The sequence below is a fragment of the Janthinobacterium sp. FT14W genome (assembly GCF_009208755.1).
Classification (GTDB): Bacteria; Pseudomonadota; Gammaproteobacteria; order Burkholderiales; family Burkholderiaceae_D; genus Janthinobacterium; species Janthinobacterium violaceinigrum.
The window spans coordinates 113,923-131,111 of record NZ_WFLL01000009.1 but is presented as its reverse complement, the minus strand read 5'-3'; the positions used below and the strand labels follow the sequence as shown (position 1 = coordinate 131,111).

The 17,189-nt window shown below is 56.8% G+C and carries 19 protein-coding genes; 7 read left to right on the top strand and 12 right to left on the bottom strand.

The genetic code is table 11. The features are described from left to right. Positions 1-42: 42 nt before the first annotated feature. The 4 genes from GCN74_RS09145 to GCN74_RS09125 all read left to right on the top strand — a co-directional run bounded on the left by GCN74_RS09145 (position 43) and on the right by GCN74_RS09125 (position 3,245). Positions 43-663 (top strand): hypothetical protein, encoded by a 621-nt coding sequence (locus GCN74_RS09145; RefSeq protein ID WP_152256367.1) that lies wholly within the window; start codon positions 43-45, stop codon positions 661-663. 30 nt (positions 664-693) lie between these two features. Further along, positions 694-939, top strand: a complete 246-nt coding sequence (locus GCN74_RS09140) for a hypothetical protein (RefSeq protein WP_152256366.1) — start codon at positions 694-696, stop codon at positions 937-939. A 346-nt stretch (positions 940-1,285) separates the two neighbouring features. Further along, entirely contained in the window at positions 1,286-1,978 is a 693-nt protein-coding gene (locus GCN74_RS09135) for a toprim domain-containing protein (protein ID WP_226938949.1), read from the top strand. Between the two features lie 1,036 nt (positions 1,979-3,014). Beyond that, positions 3,015-3,245 carry a hypothetical protein gene (locus GCN74_RS09125; RefSeq protein ID WP_226938948.1) on the top strand — a complete coding sequence of 77 codons (231 nt, stop codon included), beginning with the start codon at positions 3,015-3,017 and terminating at the stop codon, positions 3,243-3,245. A 400-nt stretch (positions 3,246-3,645) separates the two neighbouring features. On the opposite strand, the gene GCN74_RS09120 is transcribed toward GCN74_RS09125, so the two are convergent. From GCN74_RS09120 to GCN74_RS09085, 8 genes are all read right to left on the bottom strand, one after another. Then, entirely contained in the window at positions 3,646-4,020 is a 375-nt protein-coding gene (locus GCN74_RS09120; protein ID WP_152256364.1) for a hypothetical protein, read from the bottom strand. A gap of 1 nt (position 4,021) precedes the next feature. Then, positions 4,022-4,486 (bottom strand): penicillin-insensitive murein endopeptidase, encoded by a 465-nt coding sequence (locus tag GCN74_RS09115; protein WP_152256363.1) that lies wholly within the window; start codon positions 4,484-4,486, stop codon positions 4,022-4,024. A 12-nt stretch (positions 4,487-4,498) separates the two neighbouring features. Beyond that, a complete protein-coding gene (locus GCN74_RS09110; protein WP_152256362.1) occupies positions 4,499-4,990 on the bottom strand; it encodes an Hcp family type VI secretion system effector in 492 nt (163 codons plus the stop codon). A gap of 843 nt (positions 4,991-5,833) precedes the next feature. Beyond that, positions 5,834-6,187 carry a hypothetical protein gene (locus GCN74_RS09105; RefSeq protein ID WP_152256361.1) on the bottom strand — a complete coding sequence of 118 codons (354 nt, stop codon included), beginning with the start codon at positions 6,185-6,187 and terminating at the stop codon, positions 5,834-5,836. A gap of 714 nt (positions 6,188-6,901) precedes the next feature. Further along, positions 6,902-7,660 carry a hypothetical protein gene (locus tag GCN74_RS09100; RefSeq protein ID WP_152256360.1) on the bottom strand — a complete coding sequence of 253 codons (759 nt, stop codon included), beginning with the start codon at positions 7,658-7,660 and terminating at the stop codon, positions 6,902-6,904. Between the two features lie 403 nt (positions 7,661-8,063). Further along, entirely contained in the window at positions 8,064-9,383 is a 1,320-nt protein-coding gene (locus GCN74_RS09095; protein WP_152256359.1) for a DUF3667 domain-containing protein, read from the bottom strand. A gap of 43 nt (positions 9,384-9,426) precedes the next feature. Further along, entirely contained in the window at positions 9,427-10,026 is a 600-nt protein-coding gene (locus GCN74_RS09090; protein WP_152256358.1) for a hypothetical protein, read from the bottom strand. Between the two features lie 24 nt (positions 10,027-10,050). Beyond that, a complete protein-coding gene (locus GCN74_RS09085) occupies positions 10,051-11,481 on the bottom strand; it encodes a cytochrome P450 (RefSeq protein WP_226938947.1) in 1,431 nt (476 codons plus the stop codon). An 89-nt stretch (positions 11,482-11,570) separates the two neighbouring features. Between GCN74_RS09085 and GCN74_RS09080 the strand changes: the two genes are divergently transcribed. Beyond that, positions 11,571-12,437, top strand: a complete 867-nt coding sequence (locus GCN74_RS09080; RefSeq protein WP_152256357.1) for a helix-turn-helix domain-containing protein — start codon at positions 11,571-11,573, stop codon at positions 12,435-12,437. A gap of 150 nt (positions 12,438-12,587) precedes the next feature. Here the strand turns inward: GCN74_RS09080 and GCN74_RS09075 are convergent, their stop codons facing one another. Then, positions 12,588-13,988, bottom strand: a complete 1,401-nt coding sequence (locus GCN74_RS09075; RefSeq protein WP_193317017.1) for a PLP-dependent aminotransferase family protein — start codon at positions 13,986-13,988, stop codon at positions 12,588-12,590. A gap of 274 nt (positions 13,989-14,262) precedes the next feature. Between GCN74_RS09075 and GCN74_RS09070 the strand changes: the two genes are divergently transcribed. Next, positions 14,263-14,508 (top strand): hypothetical protein, encoded by a 246-nt coding sequence (locus tag GCN74_RS09070; RefSeq protein ID WP_152256356.1) that lies wholly within the window; start codon positions 14,263-14,265, stop codon positions 14,506-14,508. 226 nt (positions 14,509-14,734) lie between these two features. Further along, the gene (locus GCN74_RS09065) at positions 14,735-15,127 is read left to right on the top strand and encodes a GFA family protein (protein WP_152256355.1); all 393 of its coding nucleotides are present in this window, start codon (positions 14,735-14,737) and stop codon (positions 15,125-15,127) included. 113 nt (positions 15,128-15,240) lie between these two features. Here the strand turns inward: GCN74_RS09065 and GCN74_RS09060 are convergent, their stop codons facing one another. The 3 genes from GCN74_RS09060 to GCN74_RS09050 form a co-directional block, all read right to left on the bottom strand. Beyond that, complete coding sequence (locus tag GCN74_RS09060; protein ID WP_152256354.1) at positions 15,241-15,618, bottom strand: c-type cytochrome; 378 nt, start codon at positions 15,616-15,618, stop codon at positions 15,241-15,243. 151 nt (positions 15,619-15,769) lie between these two features. Next, complete coding sequence (locus GCN74_RS09055; protein ID WP_152256353.1) at positions 15,770-16,147, bottom strand: hypothetical protein; 378 nt, start codon at positions 16,145-16,147, stop codon at positions 15,770-15,772. A 93-nt stretch (positions 16,148-16,240) separates the two neighbouring features. Then, positions 16,241-16,987: a hypothetical protein gene (locus GCN74_RS09050; RefSeq protein WP_152256352.1), complete on the bottom strand. Its 747-nt coding sequence runs from the start codon at positions 16,985-16,987 to the stop codon at positions 16,241-16,243. Positions 16,988-17,189 lie beyond the last annotated feature (202 nt).

Sequence of the window (17,189 nt, the reverse complement as noted above, 5' to 3'; positions counted from 1 at the left end):
ACAGCGACGCGTACTCCGTTGACAACCGAAGCTTTGGAGCGAATGACAGTAAATGAATTAGTGAGGTTCAAATTGACCGACGATGAGAAGGCACGGCTGCGGGAAATCAACAAAAAGCGAGAAGAGGAACGGATGGCGAGCGTGGCACGAATACGTGTGGAAGCTGCTCCCCTATTGGCGGAATTACATGCCGTTGGATTGAAAATAAAATCAGTAGGCGATTTGATTGGAAGGGCTGAGAGGTACGAAGCTGCTATTCCTATTTTGTTGAAGCATCTACAGATGCCTTATTCCGATGTGATTAAGGAAACTATCGCTCGTTCCTTAGCAGTGCCTGAACCAGCGGTAATGAAGGCGTGGCCAATGCTGGTCGATGAATATCGCAACGCCCCGATGGGATGGGGCATCAAGGGCCCAGGAGATACGAAGGAATTTCGGTTAGGCGCAAAGGATGGCCTAGCGTGTGCGCTGTCAATCGCGGTCACAAATGAGACTATGGAAGAACTAATTGATCTTGTCAAAGACCGTACTCAAGGCGAAAGTCGTATACTGCTGTTGTCAGCCTTGCGTAAATCAAGTAACCCGCTGGCACAGCAAGCAATAGAGGAACTCAGTAGCGATCCTGATCTAGCAAAGGAAATCGCATCTTGGCGGACGCGATAATGTCAGGCGGACGCGGTCCCCGCGATCCAGATGCAGCCCTTCACAACCGTGCCCGCACCCTATCATTCCGTTGCGCCAAATTTGAAATCGCACTGTGAGCCCTACCTTGCTGCGGTCGGCTATGCAATACAGCGTGTCCACGGCATCGTTGGTCAAGTCGATGTAGTGCCCACGCTGGTGGGCATCGAGCGACACGATGTCGGCTGTGATGGCTGGTGGCATATCCGGCATGGTGAAATTTCCGGCAATAGTTTGAAATCTGCTGCAATTAAGTGAAATTACCTGCATTCCTTTGCAACTATTTGGAATTCGGTGAAATTTCCTGCAACAGGGTGAAATTCTGCTGCGATCTGCCAAGGCGGTTTTAACCCAGATGAGCTGGATACGCTTTTTAGCCTGTTCTGCGATGTTCGTATACTGCGTTTTTGGTCGAAAACCGTGGCCAAAAGGCCGTCCTAAAAGCTCCACACCATACGCACATTACAAATGTGCCCGAAACCCGCATGAATCCTAGCTTCGCGTGTATGACAAGCTGCCGCCGTTGTATGACGCCGTTGCGTAAGCACCTGATCTTGCGAGGGACAATCCACCAAAACTGTCATACACGTCGCTGGTGGTGCCGGTGATCGACACCAACGGCGTGATCCATGAAGTGTACGGCCGCAAGGTGCTCAACAACCTGCGTGCCGGCACCGCCTACCACCTGTACCTGCCTGGCCCGCATGCCGACGTGTGGAACGAGGAAGGCGTGATCTCCAGCGGCGGCGAGATGATCCTGTGCGAAGCGCTGATCGACGCCATGACGTTCTGGGTGCATGGTTTGCGTAACGTCACCGCCAGCTACGGCGCGGGCGGCTTCACGGACGACCACCTGGCGGCGTTCCAGCGGCATGGCGTCAAGCGGGTGCTGATTGCCTATGACCGCGACGACGCTGGCAACCAGGCCGCCGCTGCGCTGGCGGAAAAGCTGACGGCGCAGGGCATCGGCTGTTACCGTATCCTGTTCCCGAAGGGGATGGACGCCAACGAATACGCGCTCAAGATGGCGCCACCGGACAAGGCGCTGGCCCTGTTGATCCGTAAGGCCGAATGGATGGACGAGGGGCGCGGCCCCGCGCCCACGTCCGCGCCGCTCGATGCTGTGGCCGACGTTTCCGCTTTAGCTGACCTTCCTGGACGACAAAACGCGCACGCGGCGCGACCACATGAAATACCTGTCGCTGAGGCGTTCACGCCGAACCGGCTCACGCAGCTGGTGCGCGATCACGTCAACGCGGCCGGCATCGGCAAGAGCGGCGCTTGCCAGCGTACGTAAGATGCTTACCGAAAGTCAGTTGGAAGCTATCAGAAAGTTGGATAGCTATATGGCTTCTGTTAGTGGTCCCGAGAACGCTCATGTATGGGAAATTGGCGCTTTGTTTGATACCCCTGAGTGGAGTATTTTGCGACAATTAGCCGTCGACCTTTTGGAGAAGATGAACTGGATACTTGAGCGGCCGTCGCAAAATATTGATTTATATGGCCGACTCTAACGGGGGCACGGGGTCAGTGACCACATTCCAACACGATCTCGTCCGTGAACAGGTGCCCGGCCCGGCCTGGACGAATCATGGCACGTGCGACTCGTATCCTGGTCGTACCCCGTCGTATCTCATCGGCGAATGGTCGTCTCCCATTCGTATCCTGCTGAAAACGCCTCCCGGTGCCGGTGCCGTTACCGCCGCTGGCGGCGGCCAGCCAGGGCTGATGCGGGGAGTCCCCGCTCCCCCGCCAATTTTCTCACACATCACGGAACCCTCTGGGTTGGCAAGAAAGCCCGCCGTTGTCGGCTGTCCGCGTAGTGCAGGATATTCTTTCGTCCCAACTTGTGATATAGCGTGTCCAAACTAGCGTATGGCATTAAACGATACGATGTCGGGGGTGGTGGCCGGTGGCATATCCAGCATGGTGAAATTTCTTGGAATAATTTAAAACTCGCTGCAATAAGACGAAATTATCTGAGATAGTCTGCAACTATTCGCAACTTGGTGAAATTCTGCTGCAATTTGCCAAGGCGGTTTTAACCCCGATGAGCTGAATACGCTCTTTGGCCTGTTCTGCGGTGTTCTAGCACCATGTTTTTGGCTGGAAATCGTGGCCAAAAGACCGTCCTACAAGCTCCACACCATACGCACATTACAAATGTGCCCGAAACCCGCATGAATCCTGGCTTCACGTGTATCCTGCCCAACAATGCCGGCGGCGCGCGTCTTCGCTCGCAACGAGCTGGTGCCGCTACAGTCGCAGTTCATGGCGATCAACGAATGGGCGGGCGTGGAAGTGGTGCGCTTCGCCCCGTATGAGCTGGCCACATGGGAGGGCGCAGCATGCGCGACCACGTGGACAACACTGACAAGATCATCTTCGCCGAGGTGGCGCGCAGCCTGGCCGCTGTCCGCGGACGGCCCGCCCTGGTGGCGCACGGCGCCTGCTACTACTGCGACGAGGCGCTGGCGCCCGGCCTGCCGTTCTGCAACGTGGACTGCCGCGACGATTACGAGAAGGAGCAAGCGGCGAAGGCCCGCGCCGGCCGTCCAGAATGACTAGCACGCCACGCTAGCCGGCTGGGCCTGGCCGTGAAGGTCTAGTACCGCCGGAGCGCCCCAGCTACCGCATAGGCCGCCCACGAGGCGGCTTTTTCACATCCTGACGATTGATGTTGCAGTAGATGCAAGAAAAAGCCTTATTTCGGCCCGGCGCGCGCAGTTGTCCCCCCTCCACACCTGCCCGCTATATAGGGCTCTTTTGACTCAAATGTGCGCCATGGCCGAAGGCGCATGAGGACTGGTGCGGCGGGGCGAAGAGGGGGCGTGCGTTTTGACGCATTTTGACGCACTTTGGGCGGTTTTTCGTGCGGGTGGCGTGATGGGCAGGGATGGGCTGAGTTTGCGCCCTGGTGGGGCTGTGTTGCCTCCCTGCGACCTTGCTGTCGTTACCCGAACGTCAGCATGACGCTGCCCCAATACTCTTGCCAGTCCGCAGATTCAGGCCGATAAAGCAGCGGTATTCTTCGCCAATATGATAGGTGCAATAAAGATTGCCTTTGCGTCGATCGCGGTCGCCTTTTTCATTGCTGCATGTCGGCTTGAAATCTGGAGACATCGAATCGAACATGTCGCGTGCCAGTTTTCCCGTAACTTCGATGGCGAGTTTACGATCATTCTGGGTGGGCGCCTCTTGTTCCCCCAGTTCTCCGGAATAGATAAGGTATGCGCCTTTAAACGGCTTGTATTCCCATGTCCAACCGATGTTGTCTTTTGCATAGGCCAAGGAGAGTAGTGCTGTGGCGCCAAGTAGCAATCCCAGGATTTTTTGCATGTCAGCCTCGCAGCTTCACGTGAAAATGATGATCATGCTCTGCCAGATGAGTCACGAATGGAATATGACTATCGTTAAAGTAGATTAAGGCGACGGACGAGTAAAGGCGAAATAGCTCGATGAGCTTGGCCGTTGCGGCCTGGTCGTACTCTTCGTTGTACCAATGAACTGCGACCTGACGACCGTCTTTGCGCAGCGGACGCACGTCGACCTCAAGCCCGCTTCGATGCGTTGCATGCCCCTTGTACTTCACGCCTTCGGCCAAGCTGATGTTCCCCACACCGAATTTGCGCTTATCGATAGCTTGCCATTCCCGCTCTACCCGCAGGATCGCGGTCATCATCGTCGGGTGGGCATATTGGCCAGCACCGCCGCCCGGGGTGCCGTACACGTAATAACCGGCATCCTCCGGGGCTTGCGGAATGATGAAGTGGCCACGTTTATCCTTGCGTTGGACTTCAAGCATGGTTCGCTCCTACTAGGCCATGCGATTGGTCGATAGGTTCCAGCCGCCGGTCGTGTTGCCACTGGCGCCGCCGCCAATTTTTTGTTGGGTGTATTTCCAGACTACTTTTGAGAATTTCAATCCAATAGCGTCGTGCAAGACGCTGCCCTCATATACGATCTGCTCCATATTGCCTATCAAGACGTTTTCTAGCGCTACCTCGTAGTATTTGACAGGCCTGCCATCGCCATCGGCACGCATGAATTCAAGCCTGGCCTTGGGGATCGTCTTGCCGGAAGAACAGGTCTGCATCAGGAGGGGAGAGGAGAGGTCTGCCAGCTTGGTGATAGAAAGGCATCGATGCTCACACCGCTCGGCGGTATGACCACCAGCAGTCGATGCGGTCGCACTTTTGGGTTGCGTGACACCCCACTGTGCCGAAGTGATTTCAATCCAGCCTGGATGCCCGGAGTCGGTCGATTCGCCCTTGATGCCATCGATTTGGAGGTATACGTCGAGTGCCATGATGTCTCCGGGATTTGAGTGGGGGGATGACAGGCATTGTTCCGCAGTCTTGGTAATATCTAATTGCGAAATCACAAAATATTGCTCAATAGGCAATTTGCTTCAAAGGGAGGCGATGTATTGTTGGCCGACGGCGCTCGGTGCCTGGGATTTTGTGTGTGTAGGTAAATTAGTAGGTATGGTTGTTGCATGGTGCGTGAAAGCCGCATGAAGCCTAGTTATTCGCATTACACCGCTTCCGCCAGGAAATAAAGAAACCGCCTTCGGGCGGTTTTTTATTGCCTGGCGGAAGCGAGCAGGGCGCCTTCGCGCCCTGCGTGTGAGATTCGAAGGGCTGGGCCTCCCGGCCCAGCCCGCCCCGAATCCCCCAACTGCTGCTGCTGCTGCTGCTGCTGCTGCTGCCGCTGCGCGGCAGCCCCGCGCGCCGAGGGCGCGCGTTAGTGGTACTAATTAGGTATTCAACTGAGCCAGCTTCTACAGCACCCAACGCATCAGCCCGTGTCCGAATGGCCGACCTGACCCTCGCGCCCTGCGAATGGCCGACCTGACCCTCGCGCCCTGCCCAATTAGCTATTCAACTGGGCCAGATTTCACAGTACGTGACGCATCAGTCCGTGTCTGAATGGCAGACCTGACCCTCATCCTTCATGTCCGAATGGCAGACCTGACCCTCATCCCTTTTGCAGACCTGACCCTCATCCCTTTTTGCCAAGGGCAGGTGACGAGAGAAACTCTGTCAGCCTTTCGTTGAGAATTCACCCCCTCCCCAAGCTTTGGCCGACGGGTGCGTACTTGCGTTTTTTGGTGGCCGCCACATAAATATGCAGCCACCGCATCATTAAATTAGGTAGTGACGTCAGTATTGCAGCCAATATAAATCCATGCATTATTGGTCTCGTTGACGCCCAGCAAAGCTGCTGAATAGCCAGTACCCCAGGTTTGTCCTGAGTTCCAAGAGCCAGAAGTTGAGTTGGTTATCTCTGTCGCATTTAGCCATGCTGCCGGATTACTCGGTGGAGTGCCACTGTATATGGCAACTGCAAGTCTTACCATGCCTGGAAAGCTTTCTGACCAATTAATGTAAGCCTTCCCTTGATATTCATGAAGAGTAATGCTGAAGCTGGACCGAATTCCCTTGGATACAGGATTTATGTTGCTGACTTCTACTTGTTTTAAATTGAAAGATTTGTCATTCATTTTATGCCTCTAATGTTAATTTGATTGAGTATGAAATAAATATCATATGGCCTGTCTTTCATGGCCGATCAGAAAAATATTAAAAACATCTACATCTACATCTACATCTACATCTACATCTACATCTACATCTACATCTACATCTACATCTACATCTACATCTACATCTACATCTACATCGGAAATGAAGAAAAATTGTCAATGTGGTATTTGTTTTTTCAATTAAAAATCAATGTGATTTTTCATGGGGGATACTATCGGTTTTGTGCTTTAAAGCTTGGAGAATTTTTTTGGGATAATTGATTCATAGTATCAGTGGAAATCTTGTGAAATTGCACACATTTACACAAATAAGAAAAATAATTACATGGCACGTGAAAGACGGTTGTTATCTGAAGAGTTGAAGCGCGAAGCAGTCCAGCTGGTAGGTCAGCCGGATGCAAGTAAACGTATGTAGGCAGAGGGCGCTAGGAAGTGGCTACTCCAACAAAAAAGGCTGTCATTTTGTTGTCATTTCCAGGCTAAAACAGCCCAAAAATAACCCAAATAATGACAGCCTTCTTCTTGCTAACTACTTGATTCTAAAGAATTCAGTGGTGGAGATGGCGGGAATCGAACCCGCCGCGCACGAAGTCCACCTTGGACTAGTCCAGGGCAAGCGGTTCGGAAGTGCGCAAGCCGGTTCGGAATGCAAGTTGCAACAGGTTACAGCCCTTACCGGTTGCGTGGGTCGATCAAGGAACCCAGCATGGCATGCGCTTGCAGGTCGCTCCGGGCCGCCGCCTCTTCCTCGCCGCTTAAAATCCAGTGCGTTCTGCCGTCTTGCGTATTACTGCTGCCATATGCCTGCATCGCCTTGCGCAATGCCTGTTGACGCTCCGGCGGTAGCGCGTCGAGCCTGGACTGGCTGAAAATACTGATGGGATACACGTCGCGTATGTGCTCATACTGCAGCCCGTTGCGCTGGATGGCGCCCCAGTTATTGCCAGGATCGGAACTGGCCGGTATATATGGATGGGCTTCATCGATTATCCGATAGCCGCCGGCGTAACCCGTACCATAGCCCAGCGTTTCGCTGTAGCCGTACACATAATCGCAATGATCGAGCAAGCCAGATATGCCCTCTGCACTTTGAAACAGCTGCGCCAACGGCAGTTTGCTGGCGTTGACAGCCAGTATCAGCGAAGAGCTATTTGAATACAGGGAAAGAACGTCGCAGTTCGCCCACTCGTCTATATCGTCGGGTGGTACGACTCGAGGCGAATACAGGCTGATGCTGTCGGCATCAGGTGCGAACAGGGTTTTCTCGTAGTTTTTCTGCGAAAACTTGACGACCTTGCCGGTCTTGCTGCCGTAGCGATCGACGCGCTCGCCCATCTGCTCAAACCAGGCAAACAGTTGCGCGCTGACGGCGGCAGGAATAAATGGGCTATTCTTTTTGAATTCGCCTACCAGGAAATGAAATTGCTCCATGTGTCACCATAGTTAATGTTCTGCGCGCATGATGCCATGCGCGCGGCCATGCGGCTGCGCGCCATTTCAACCTATACATTTGATTTTCATGGCCAAATCGCATTGGTGCAGGCATACAAAGACTTTTTGTAGCGATTTTTATGTGTAGGTAGTATGGTAGGTACGGTTCGCGTATGGTGGCTTGAAAGCCTTTAAAACTTAGATATTTGAATCTCACACGCAGGGCGCCTTCGCGCCCTGCGTGCGAGATTCGAAGGGCTGGCCTACCGGTCCAGCCCCGAATGCCGCGGCGCGGCAGCCCCGCGCCGCGAGGGCGCACGTTCGTGTTTCCAATTGGGTCTTCAACTGAGCCAGCTTGTACAGCAAGCGCATCAGTCCGTATCCGACCAGCCACTCGTACTTGCTAATGCACGCTCTTCATCAACACCAGCACGATGAACACGCAAAACACGATATTGGCCACTACCAGCAGCATGCAAGTGCGCCACAGCGCGCCCCATTTGCCCAGGTTATAGGTGCCGCGTAGCTGCAGAAACATGTGCAAGGGTGGCGCCAGGCACACCAGCAATCCGATCAGCCAGCCCTGGTTGAGTATCGAAAGCGGTATCAGCACGGTAAACAGCAAGGACATGAAGCACAGCGAGTACAGCACGAACACCGCATGCTGGTACATGGTCACGTCGCGTTTCCAGAAAAACATCAGCCACATGAAGGGCAGCGAGATCGGGATCAGCAGGAACGAGAACTTGTAGATCGTGTTCTTGAGCTTGTAAAACGCCAACTCGGGATTCTCGGCGGCATGACGAAAGCTTTTTTCCAGCTCCGGAAAATCGGCGTCGGGATTGGGTGGGCTGGACGCGATCTTGGAGAGAGTCTTGTCGAACCAGCCGGGCTCTCTCAGCTCAATGGCCTCCTCGCTGTTCACTTTTTCTGGCGATACGACGTACAGCAGGCGTTGCTCGGCTTCGTGTTGCAGCTTGCGCGACACGGCCAGCGCCTTTTCGACCCCAGCGACCCCGGTATTGGCCTTGCGGGCTTCAGCCAGCGCCTGCTCATTGCGCTCGACCCGGAGCTTGGCAGACGCGGCGTGGTTGGTCAGCGAGGCGATATTGGCGTCGCGGCTGAGAAGCTGGCCGCTGCCGAACGAGGTGACGAAGAAGGTCAGGAAGACCATGAACAGGAACAGCGCTAGCGGCGAAACATAGTTCTTGCGCTGGCCGTCGATGTAGCGGCGCGTCAGGCGGCCCGGAAAGGCCACCAGCAGCGGGAGCGTCTTCCAGGCCTTGGCGTCGAAGTGCAGGATGCCGTGCATGACTTCTTCGGCCAGGTGCAGCAGCGAATGGTGGATATGGGCCGACTGGCCGCAGGCCTGGCAAAAAGCGCCGCCCAGCGGCGCCTGGCAGTTGGCGCAGTTCGCAATGGGCGCGGCACTGGTCCGCTGCGGCGTGTTATCGCCCTCGATCTCGCTGGCCGTCACACCTGCCATCGTCAGGGCACCGGCCGCTTTCAAGTCACTCATCGCGCATCTCTCACCAGGAAAATGGCTGATTGTGCAACAAGGCGCCTGTATGTTCAAGTAAATACTGGCAAAAACGGCAATCGGTTCGCGCAGCCGGGTGCGTGCCAATTCAGCGTCAACAGCGAGTGGCCTTGAATCTGAACCTCGCGCGCTCAGCCGCAGTGGTTTTTGGTGCGGATGCTGTGATGGCGTGGGACGCGCCATGTCTCTTCCATGCGTGCTCCGGCCCGGTGCCGTCACGCCCGGCTTACTGGTAAATGGTCAGGTATTGCGCGGGAATGTCGAGCGGATGGAGCATGCCCGCGAAAGCCAGGTCAATCAGCAGGGCGGCCAGCAGGCCGACTCCCGCCGGGATGCCAATGGCGAGCCTGCGCACCGTCAGGGAGCGCGCTTGGACTTGCCAATACATGGCACAGCCCAGGTGCGTGAACAGGGCACACACCGAGAAGAAATAGTACGGCGCAAACAACAATGCATATGGCATCCGCACAAAACCGGCAGCGGCATAGTAGAAATTGGTGTCGAGCTTGAGCGCGGCGCGGCCGAACAGGACTGCACCGACATGAAAAAGCAGGAACAGGGCCAGGTAGATCCCCGATCCGGCCTGCAGCCAGGCTACCAGTCCGGAGCGTTTTTTCCATTTCTGCATCACCATCCATGTTCCGCTGCCACATTGAAACAGCACGCACGCCAGCAGCACCGGCTCGACTACGGCATGTCGATAGAGTGGCTGGATCGCCTCCACGATCCCGAGGGCAACAGAACCTGCCGTGCTTGCCAACGTCACCTGCCCCATGGCCTCGGAGCGTTGGCGCCGCCTACCACCGCGCTGGAGATAACCCCCCATAAGAAGATCCCTGTCCAGGCGCGATCAGTCCATTGCCGCCGGTCCCCGCTGGCGCAGGGTGATCGCCAGCGGCGTGGGCGTCATCGTGAAACCCATCACTTCACTGGGTGCGGCGCCAGTCAACGGCCGGACTTGCGTGGCATCGAAGCTGGCCAGCAGCGTTGCCATCGCTACCTTGATTTCCATCAGCGCCAGGTAGCGCCCTGGGCACATTCTTGGCCCGGCGCCAAACGGCAGGGACAACTGGCGGGCAGCGCCATCGTTAACCAGCCAACGCTCCGGTGTGAAACGCTGCGCTTCGGGTATGAACGCCTCGGCCCTGCTGTCGTGCCGCAATACGCACCACAGCAGGGTGTCTGCCGGCAGGCGCACATCCAATACCGTGGTCTCGCACAGCGCCTGCAGCGGCAGGAATGGCGCGGGTGGCTTCAGGCGCATGGCTTCAAGCGCACATGCCTCCACATAGTCGAGCCCGTCGACCTGTTCCGGTGTCATCGTATTGATATCGGATATCTTGCTCAGTACTTCCTGTTGCGCACGTTCCAGTGCGGTTCGATTCTGCCAGAGCAGCCATATCAGCCATGCGAGCGCGCTGGCAGTCGTCTCCTGGCCGCCCAGCAGCATGGTGGAGACGTTGCCAGAAATGACAGCATGATTGACGCCGCTATCCGGTTTTCCGGCGGCCAGCAGCATGGCTTGCAGCATGTTGACGGGCTGGGCGCGCAGCGCAGGATCGGCCGCAAGCGCCTGGCGTGCCTGGTCGATAAAACCGTCCGTTGCCGCTTGCAATGCGCGTACGCTGCGTTCCAGGCGCCGGTCCGCGGGAAGCCGCAGCCAGCGCCAATAAGGGAACGGCATCAGCGAGCGGCGGGCTACCCCGGCCATCACCTCGCTCACGTCTTCCTGCAGCTTGTCGTCGCCGTTGAGCAGCGTATTGACGTCTTTACCAAAGGCGAGACCGGCAATCACATCGACCGTGTAGCGTTTGAGGTCACCAGAAAGATCAATCTCCTGCTGCGCTTCTGCCGCAGCGTTCCAGCGCTGCGCCAGTCGCAGGCCCACTTGACGCAGACGCGCGAAATACGCCCTGACCATTGCTGGCGAAAAGCTGTGCATCACCATGCGGCGCTGCGTCAGCCATGCGTCGCCCTCGGCCAGCAGCAGACCGGGCGCGCCGCCCAGTTCGGCCGAGATATCGGCCGTCACGGCGGGGCGGCGGAAGGTGTCGGGCCGCGCACGCAGTACCTGGGTGATCGCCGTGCTGTCAGACAGCACCACCACTTGCCGGCTGCCTATGCTGGCCCGGAATATCGGACCGTAGCGCCCGCTCCACTTTTCCATGGTCTGGTGGATAGTGCGGGGGGTGAGCTGGTGCGCATTGCCGAGAAACGGCAGCGCGGGCGCGGCAGGCAAGTCGGCGATCTCGCGCGAGACGGGCATGGCGGCTGTGTTCATGAGACTCTCTCGGTTGGCAGATGATGAAGGCAGTATCGTTTGCTCAGGCAAGCAGGTCTTGAACGTTTGCGACACGCTACAATGCTTGCATGACGCCACCTGATGCCATCTGCCCGCCGACTGTCGCACGCCTCGTTGCCCCGCGCGTGGCACTGGCTTCCTGCGTACGTGCCTGGCTGGTACGCAGCACCATGTGCTCTGCCCCGTTGCCGCCGGAACAGCGTCTTAACCGCTTTCCCGCGACGCCGTTCTGCGCCATTACATGGATGATCGAGGGAAATGCCACACTGGTGGAGCCGGCCACCGGCGAGGAGGCGGGCCCCGGCGAGGCGGTCTTTTCCGGTCCGCGCACGCAGCCCTGCATCACTGCCAATCCCGGCCCCGTACACACGATTACGGTGCTGTTCTTTGCCGACGCGCTGCATCGGCTGACCGGGATGGACATGTCCGCTCAGATCAACAATATGGCCGAACTTGGCGCGGCGCTCGGTGACGAATGGCGGGCGCTGTCGGCGCCCTTGCTGGCGGCGGCGGACGATGAGGCCCGTATCGCCGTGCTGGAAGACTGGCTGGAGCCGCGCTGGCGCCAGGAGCGGGGCTCCGAGGGCGCATTCTGGGCGCCGATCCACGACTGGCTGCAGGCGCTCGCCCTGCGGGCCGCAAGCGCAGGCGCGGGACGCAGCGCACGAATGGTGGAGCGCCGCGTGCGGACATGGACAGGGCATCCCTTGCGTATGCTGCGCCGCCTGGCGCGGGCCGAGGAATCGTTGGTGGCTGCGACGCGCGAGCAGCAGCAGGGGAAAACGTCGCTGTCCGACGTGGCGGCCCGTTCAGGCTATGAGGATCAGGCGCATCTGTCGCGCGATGCACGCGAATTGGTCGGCGCCAGCCCGCGCGAGCTGATTACGCTTGCACAGACGGATGAGAGCTATTGGTTGTACCGCATATGGGTTTGACCGGGGATCGCTGTCGTCGCGCGGCAGCTTCGCGCGCCGCGGCGGGCGCGCGTTCGTGACCCCGGTTATCTTTCGACTGCCCCGGCTTTTACCGCACCCAACGTATCAGTCCGTGTCTGAGTGACGGAACTGACCCGCGCGCGTGGACAGTCAAACCACGGCCGCGCTGAACGACTCGGGCCGCCGCGCAAGCAGATGCGACAGCCGCTGAAGGCCCGCCTGCAAGCGTCCGCGGTCCTTGATGCTGCCCAGGGAGATCCGGATGGCATTCACGGATACGCTGCCAGTTGCAAATGCCTCCGCCGGCGTGACTGCGATGCCGGAGCTGTCGGCCGCACGCGCCAGCTGCGAGGAGTTCCAATACGCCGGCAGCTCGAGCCATACGTGCAGGCCGTCACCAGAGCCGCAGTAGCGCCCCGCCAGGATATCGCGGGCCATCCGGTGGCGCAGGCGCGCCTCCTTGCGTACGCCTTGCAACAGGCCGTCGGCCGAACCGTCGAGTATCCACTGCGTGGCCAGGGCGGCCGTCAGCGGCGCGACCATCAGCGCAAATGACCTGAGCGCGACCAGGAAACGTTCGCGCTCAACCGGGTCGCGTATCAGCACGAAGGCGACACGCAAGCCGGGCGTCAGGCATTTCGACAGGGTGGAGATGTAGTACACGTGTTCCGGGGCAAACGTGGCAACGGGCGGTGGCGGGGCATCGGCCAGGAGCCAGTAGGGATCGTCCTCGACGATGCGTACATTGCAGCGCTGCGCGATGCCGGCGAGCTCCTTGCGCCGGCGTTCCGGCATGGTGATGGCGGTCGGGTTCTGCAATGTCGGATTGAGGTAGATCAGCCCAGGCTTGTGCTGGCGGCACGCTTGCTCCAGCATCTCGGGCACCATCCCGTGCTCGTCCGCTTCCACGGCAATGACGTGCCGGCCGAATTGCGCCGCTGCCGCACGCAAGCCGGGATAACTGGTGGGCTCTGCCAGGATCGCGTCGCCAGGCTCCGTCAGCGCCAGGATCAATGCGGCGATCGCCGCTTGCGCACCGGGGCAGACAACAAGCTGCCGGGAATCCAGATGCCCGAACATCGGTGCCAGCCATTTGCTGCCGGCCTTGCGGTCGGAGTCGCTTCCCCCGCCCAGGTGGTAAGTCATCAGCAATTCATTATCTGCCCGCATCAGTACTTGCGACAGGCCTAGTCTCAACATGTCGTCGAAGTCCACGCCATCGGGCGGCGGCGGGGTATTCATGCTCAGGTCGAGGACCGCCGTCAATTCGACTTTCGGCGCCGCGACATAGGTGCCCCGAGCGCCGCGGCCCTCCAGCAGGTTGCGGCGCCTGGCTTCGTCGTATGCGCGCGTGACCGTCGTCAGGTCGACGCCCAGCTGGGCTGCCAGCTGGCGCTGCGGGGGCAGGCGGTCACCCGGGGTCAGGGAGCCGATTGCCACCGCCGCCTGCAGCGCATCGGCAATCTGCAGGAAACGCGGCCCTTTGTTCGGGGTCAGGCGCGGCAGCCAGTTGGTTAAATCTTCATCTTGTATGGTTTTCAACTGGGACATTTTGTCTCAATGTATGGAGATTGTTTTCATGTAGTATGCATCATAACGTAGAGCAACACCATGCTTGTATGGCAGTTGCTGACGTTTTCTCTGCTCTCATGCGCATTCGGCACCTCACTGCGCCCGATGCCACTGTTATGTCATGGCTGGCTATAATGAAAGAGTCAGACAGGGTGCCTGGGGGATGGGTTGGAGCAGTTGCTGCTGAAGCAGCGTTTTGAGGAAGTGTTCCTCACCACAGATAGTGTCAAGTAATAGCCTGGAAATATTCAAAATGATAGATTGGACCCCTATAGTCTTCGTTACGTTCAAGGCTCTCGTGCTCGCTACGGGCATGTTCTTCGCCATCAAGTGGCATTACGATCAAGGCAAGAAGGATAAGGACAAGGCGAAGCAGAATCGCGCGGTGCTGCGTGCGAGCGGCAAGGTGATCGCCATCTTCGGGCTATTGCTGCTGAGCCTGGGTCTCGTTACCTTCATCTTTGTCAGGATGCTCGGCCTGGAGTTGGCCTTCTCATGAGCGAAGCGCGATGCCGAGCGAATTTTCCAGGTCCGTGACCTGTGTTTCGTTCTTGAAGGGGATGCCGCATCGGTTCGTCGCATCCGTTCGCGTATGCATGCTGGACCCGACTCCCGCGCCCGCACGGTGCTTTCTGTCCTGGGTTCTGAACGTGCCTCCACGTATGCCTTGCCTGCCTGAAAGTACTGTGTAAAAATACAGTGTCAACTTTCAAACAGGACATCTCATGATCAAAGGCAGTTGCTGCTGCGGCTCGGTAAAGTTTGAATTGGCATCGCCCCCAGCCGTGATGGGCATGTGCCACTGTTCTCGTTGCCGGAAGGCCGGAGCGAGCGCCCTGGCGTTCGTTGATAAAAGCTCATTTACCTTGCTGGAAGGGCGGGAGTTTATTCAGCGATATGCGCCAGAGCCACCGTTTACATATGCAAGAACCTTTTGCAAGCACTGCGGGACTTCTTTGGGCGAGATTGGCTCAGAGAGTGATTCATTTCCAATCTCGGTGAATTGCCTGGATGATGACCCTGAGGTAAGAATGCAATTTCACGTGTATGTCGGCTCCAAGCCTGCATGGTATGAGATTTGTGATAATGCAAAACAGTTTCAAGAAAGTCCGACATAATAAAAAAGCCAGTCAGTTGACTGGCTTTTTTATTGCACTCCTGAATTTTAGCAGGACGGCGATGTTTATTTTTTTCTCAGGATGGGTCTTCGTAGCGACCCTTCATTCCGGCATTATCGATTCTTTGCAATCACATTACTCATGTACTCATTTAAATCGCGAAAATCCTTGACCCGCCAGGCATACGGCGCCACCTTGACGCCATTCTCTTTCAGGGTTTTTGGAATCAAGTCTCCATTGGGACGCAATATTACCGATGAAACAATGACGCCCGGATAATCCTTGAGGCGTTTTTTGAAAGCGGATGTTGTCAGGTCAGGTGTGGGCGGATTGCTTTTGTTTGCCAATGGCCCGGTTCCCTTGATATCCACGCCGTGGCACATGGCACATCTCTGCACATAGAGATTTTTTCCATTGAGATTCTCTGCGAAGGACGATGATGCTTGAAGCAGTGACAGAATTCCCAGCGAAGCGATGAGTAATGTTTTCATGTTGCGTTGTTGTCCGGGCCGGATATGAATCCATCATTATATCTGCCCTTGTCTGCTTGCACGAAGTGGGTGGTTTTGATCGGGAAGTTATGGCGCCGCCGCATCGCAGGCGCCTGAATCTCCACGCGAGCAGTTATGCGCGATGAACACCTTATCGGCTGACCGGCACGAACACTTCCCATTTCTTTTGGGGCGTGGGCTTTACGGTCCTGGCGCAACTCACGGCGACATTGGGTGCAGACAGGCCGTAGCTCTTCGGAACCCATGTGGCACGCAAGGGCGCCGCGCATGTGCTGACCAGAATCTTCCGGTTTGGTTCCATGACTTGCCACTTTGTGCCATCTTTTAGATTCTCTGCTGCAATGAACTTGACGGCAGCCTCCCTTATCTCAAACAAGCCTTGTATGTCGCCGCGTGTCCGATCCTCGTCCAGCGTGGACGCGCGTGCCGGCGAGATGCCTGTAATAAGAAAAAGAGAGGCAATCAGGGCGGCGCACATGCGCTCATTCAATGGGGACGGTAGCAACATATTGACAAGCCTTGCCGGGTCTGTTCGATATTGGATAGGAATAGGGGAGTATCGCCAGGCATTGCGCGCTGGCGGGTTTTCAGCGTGACGCAGTCAGGCTTTTTCACCCCGTCGATATGTGAATTGTTGACTGCTGATGCCTTGGGTGACAAAGTCAGCATCCGGCGGTATCGTTTCCCAGAAAAACTTCCACTTGAAGATTGGAATCTTGTTGAATTTTCGAGAACGGAATATCCATCTGTTTTTCGTGAAATCGCTGTAGCGGTCCCCTTTGAACTGCTTGTGTACAGTTGTGAAAGGAAGCAGATTTTCCGCGATGTCCGGGAAAGCCAGGCTAGGGTTGTCGTCCTTGAATTTCTCGAAGATGCCGAATTGATCCCGGCAGATGACTTGAATGGCCGTCTCGGGAAAACGATAGCGCGGTGACCATAAGACGTTCCAGCCTGATTCTATTTCATTGATGAAATTTACCAGGCGCGGCGACATGATATAGGCATCCGATTCGATGTGGATGATCTTGTCGACACCTAATTCATTTGCCACATTGATGGAATGGAGAAAGCTCCGCCACCAGCCGGGGTAGTCAGCCCCGCTTTGTCGTCCCAGATTGTTATCGAAGCGAATGATGAGATTATTGTCGCCATTGGAAGCCAGCGCATCTTTATTGGAAACCGTCTTGATGATTTCAGCAGGCGGAAGAAATGGCGAGCCATCGTCTATCATTATTTTTTTGACGGCATTGATTGGAATGTTTTCGTAATAGTCGAGCCACCGTTGATACCGGCTTTCCCATGACGGCGCATCTTTTATAAAACTGGTGCAGAATATAATGGCTTTCATTGCTTAAGCACATTCCTTGTAGCTGAAAAACTCCGGGTTATTCATGGTTCACTGATTGAAATTTGCATGTATTTTAACAGGTCGGAGGCGCTTGAATCAGCGTACGGGCATGCCGGCGATGGGGCCGGCGGTCACCCGGCAGCAGCATGGTTTCTGGCGCGCGCTCCGGGCGCCGCCACGCCATGCATCGGCAGATCCCGCT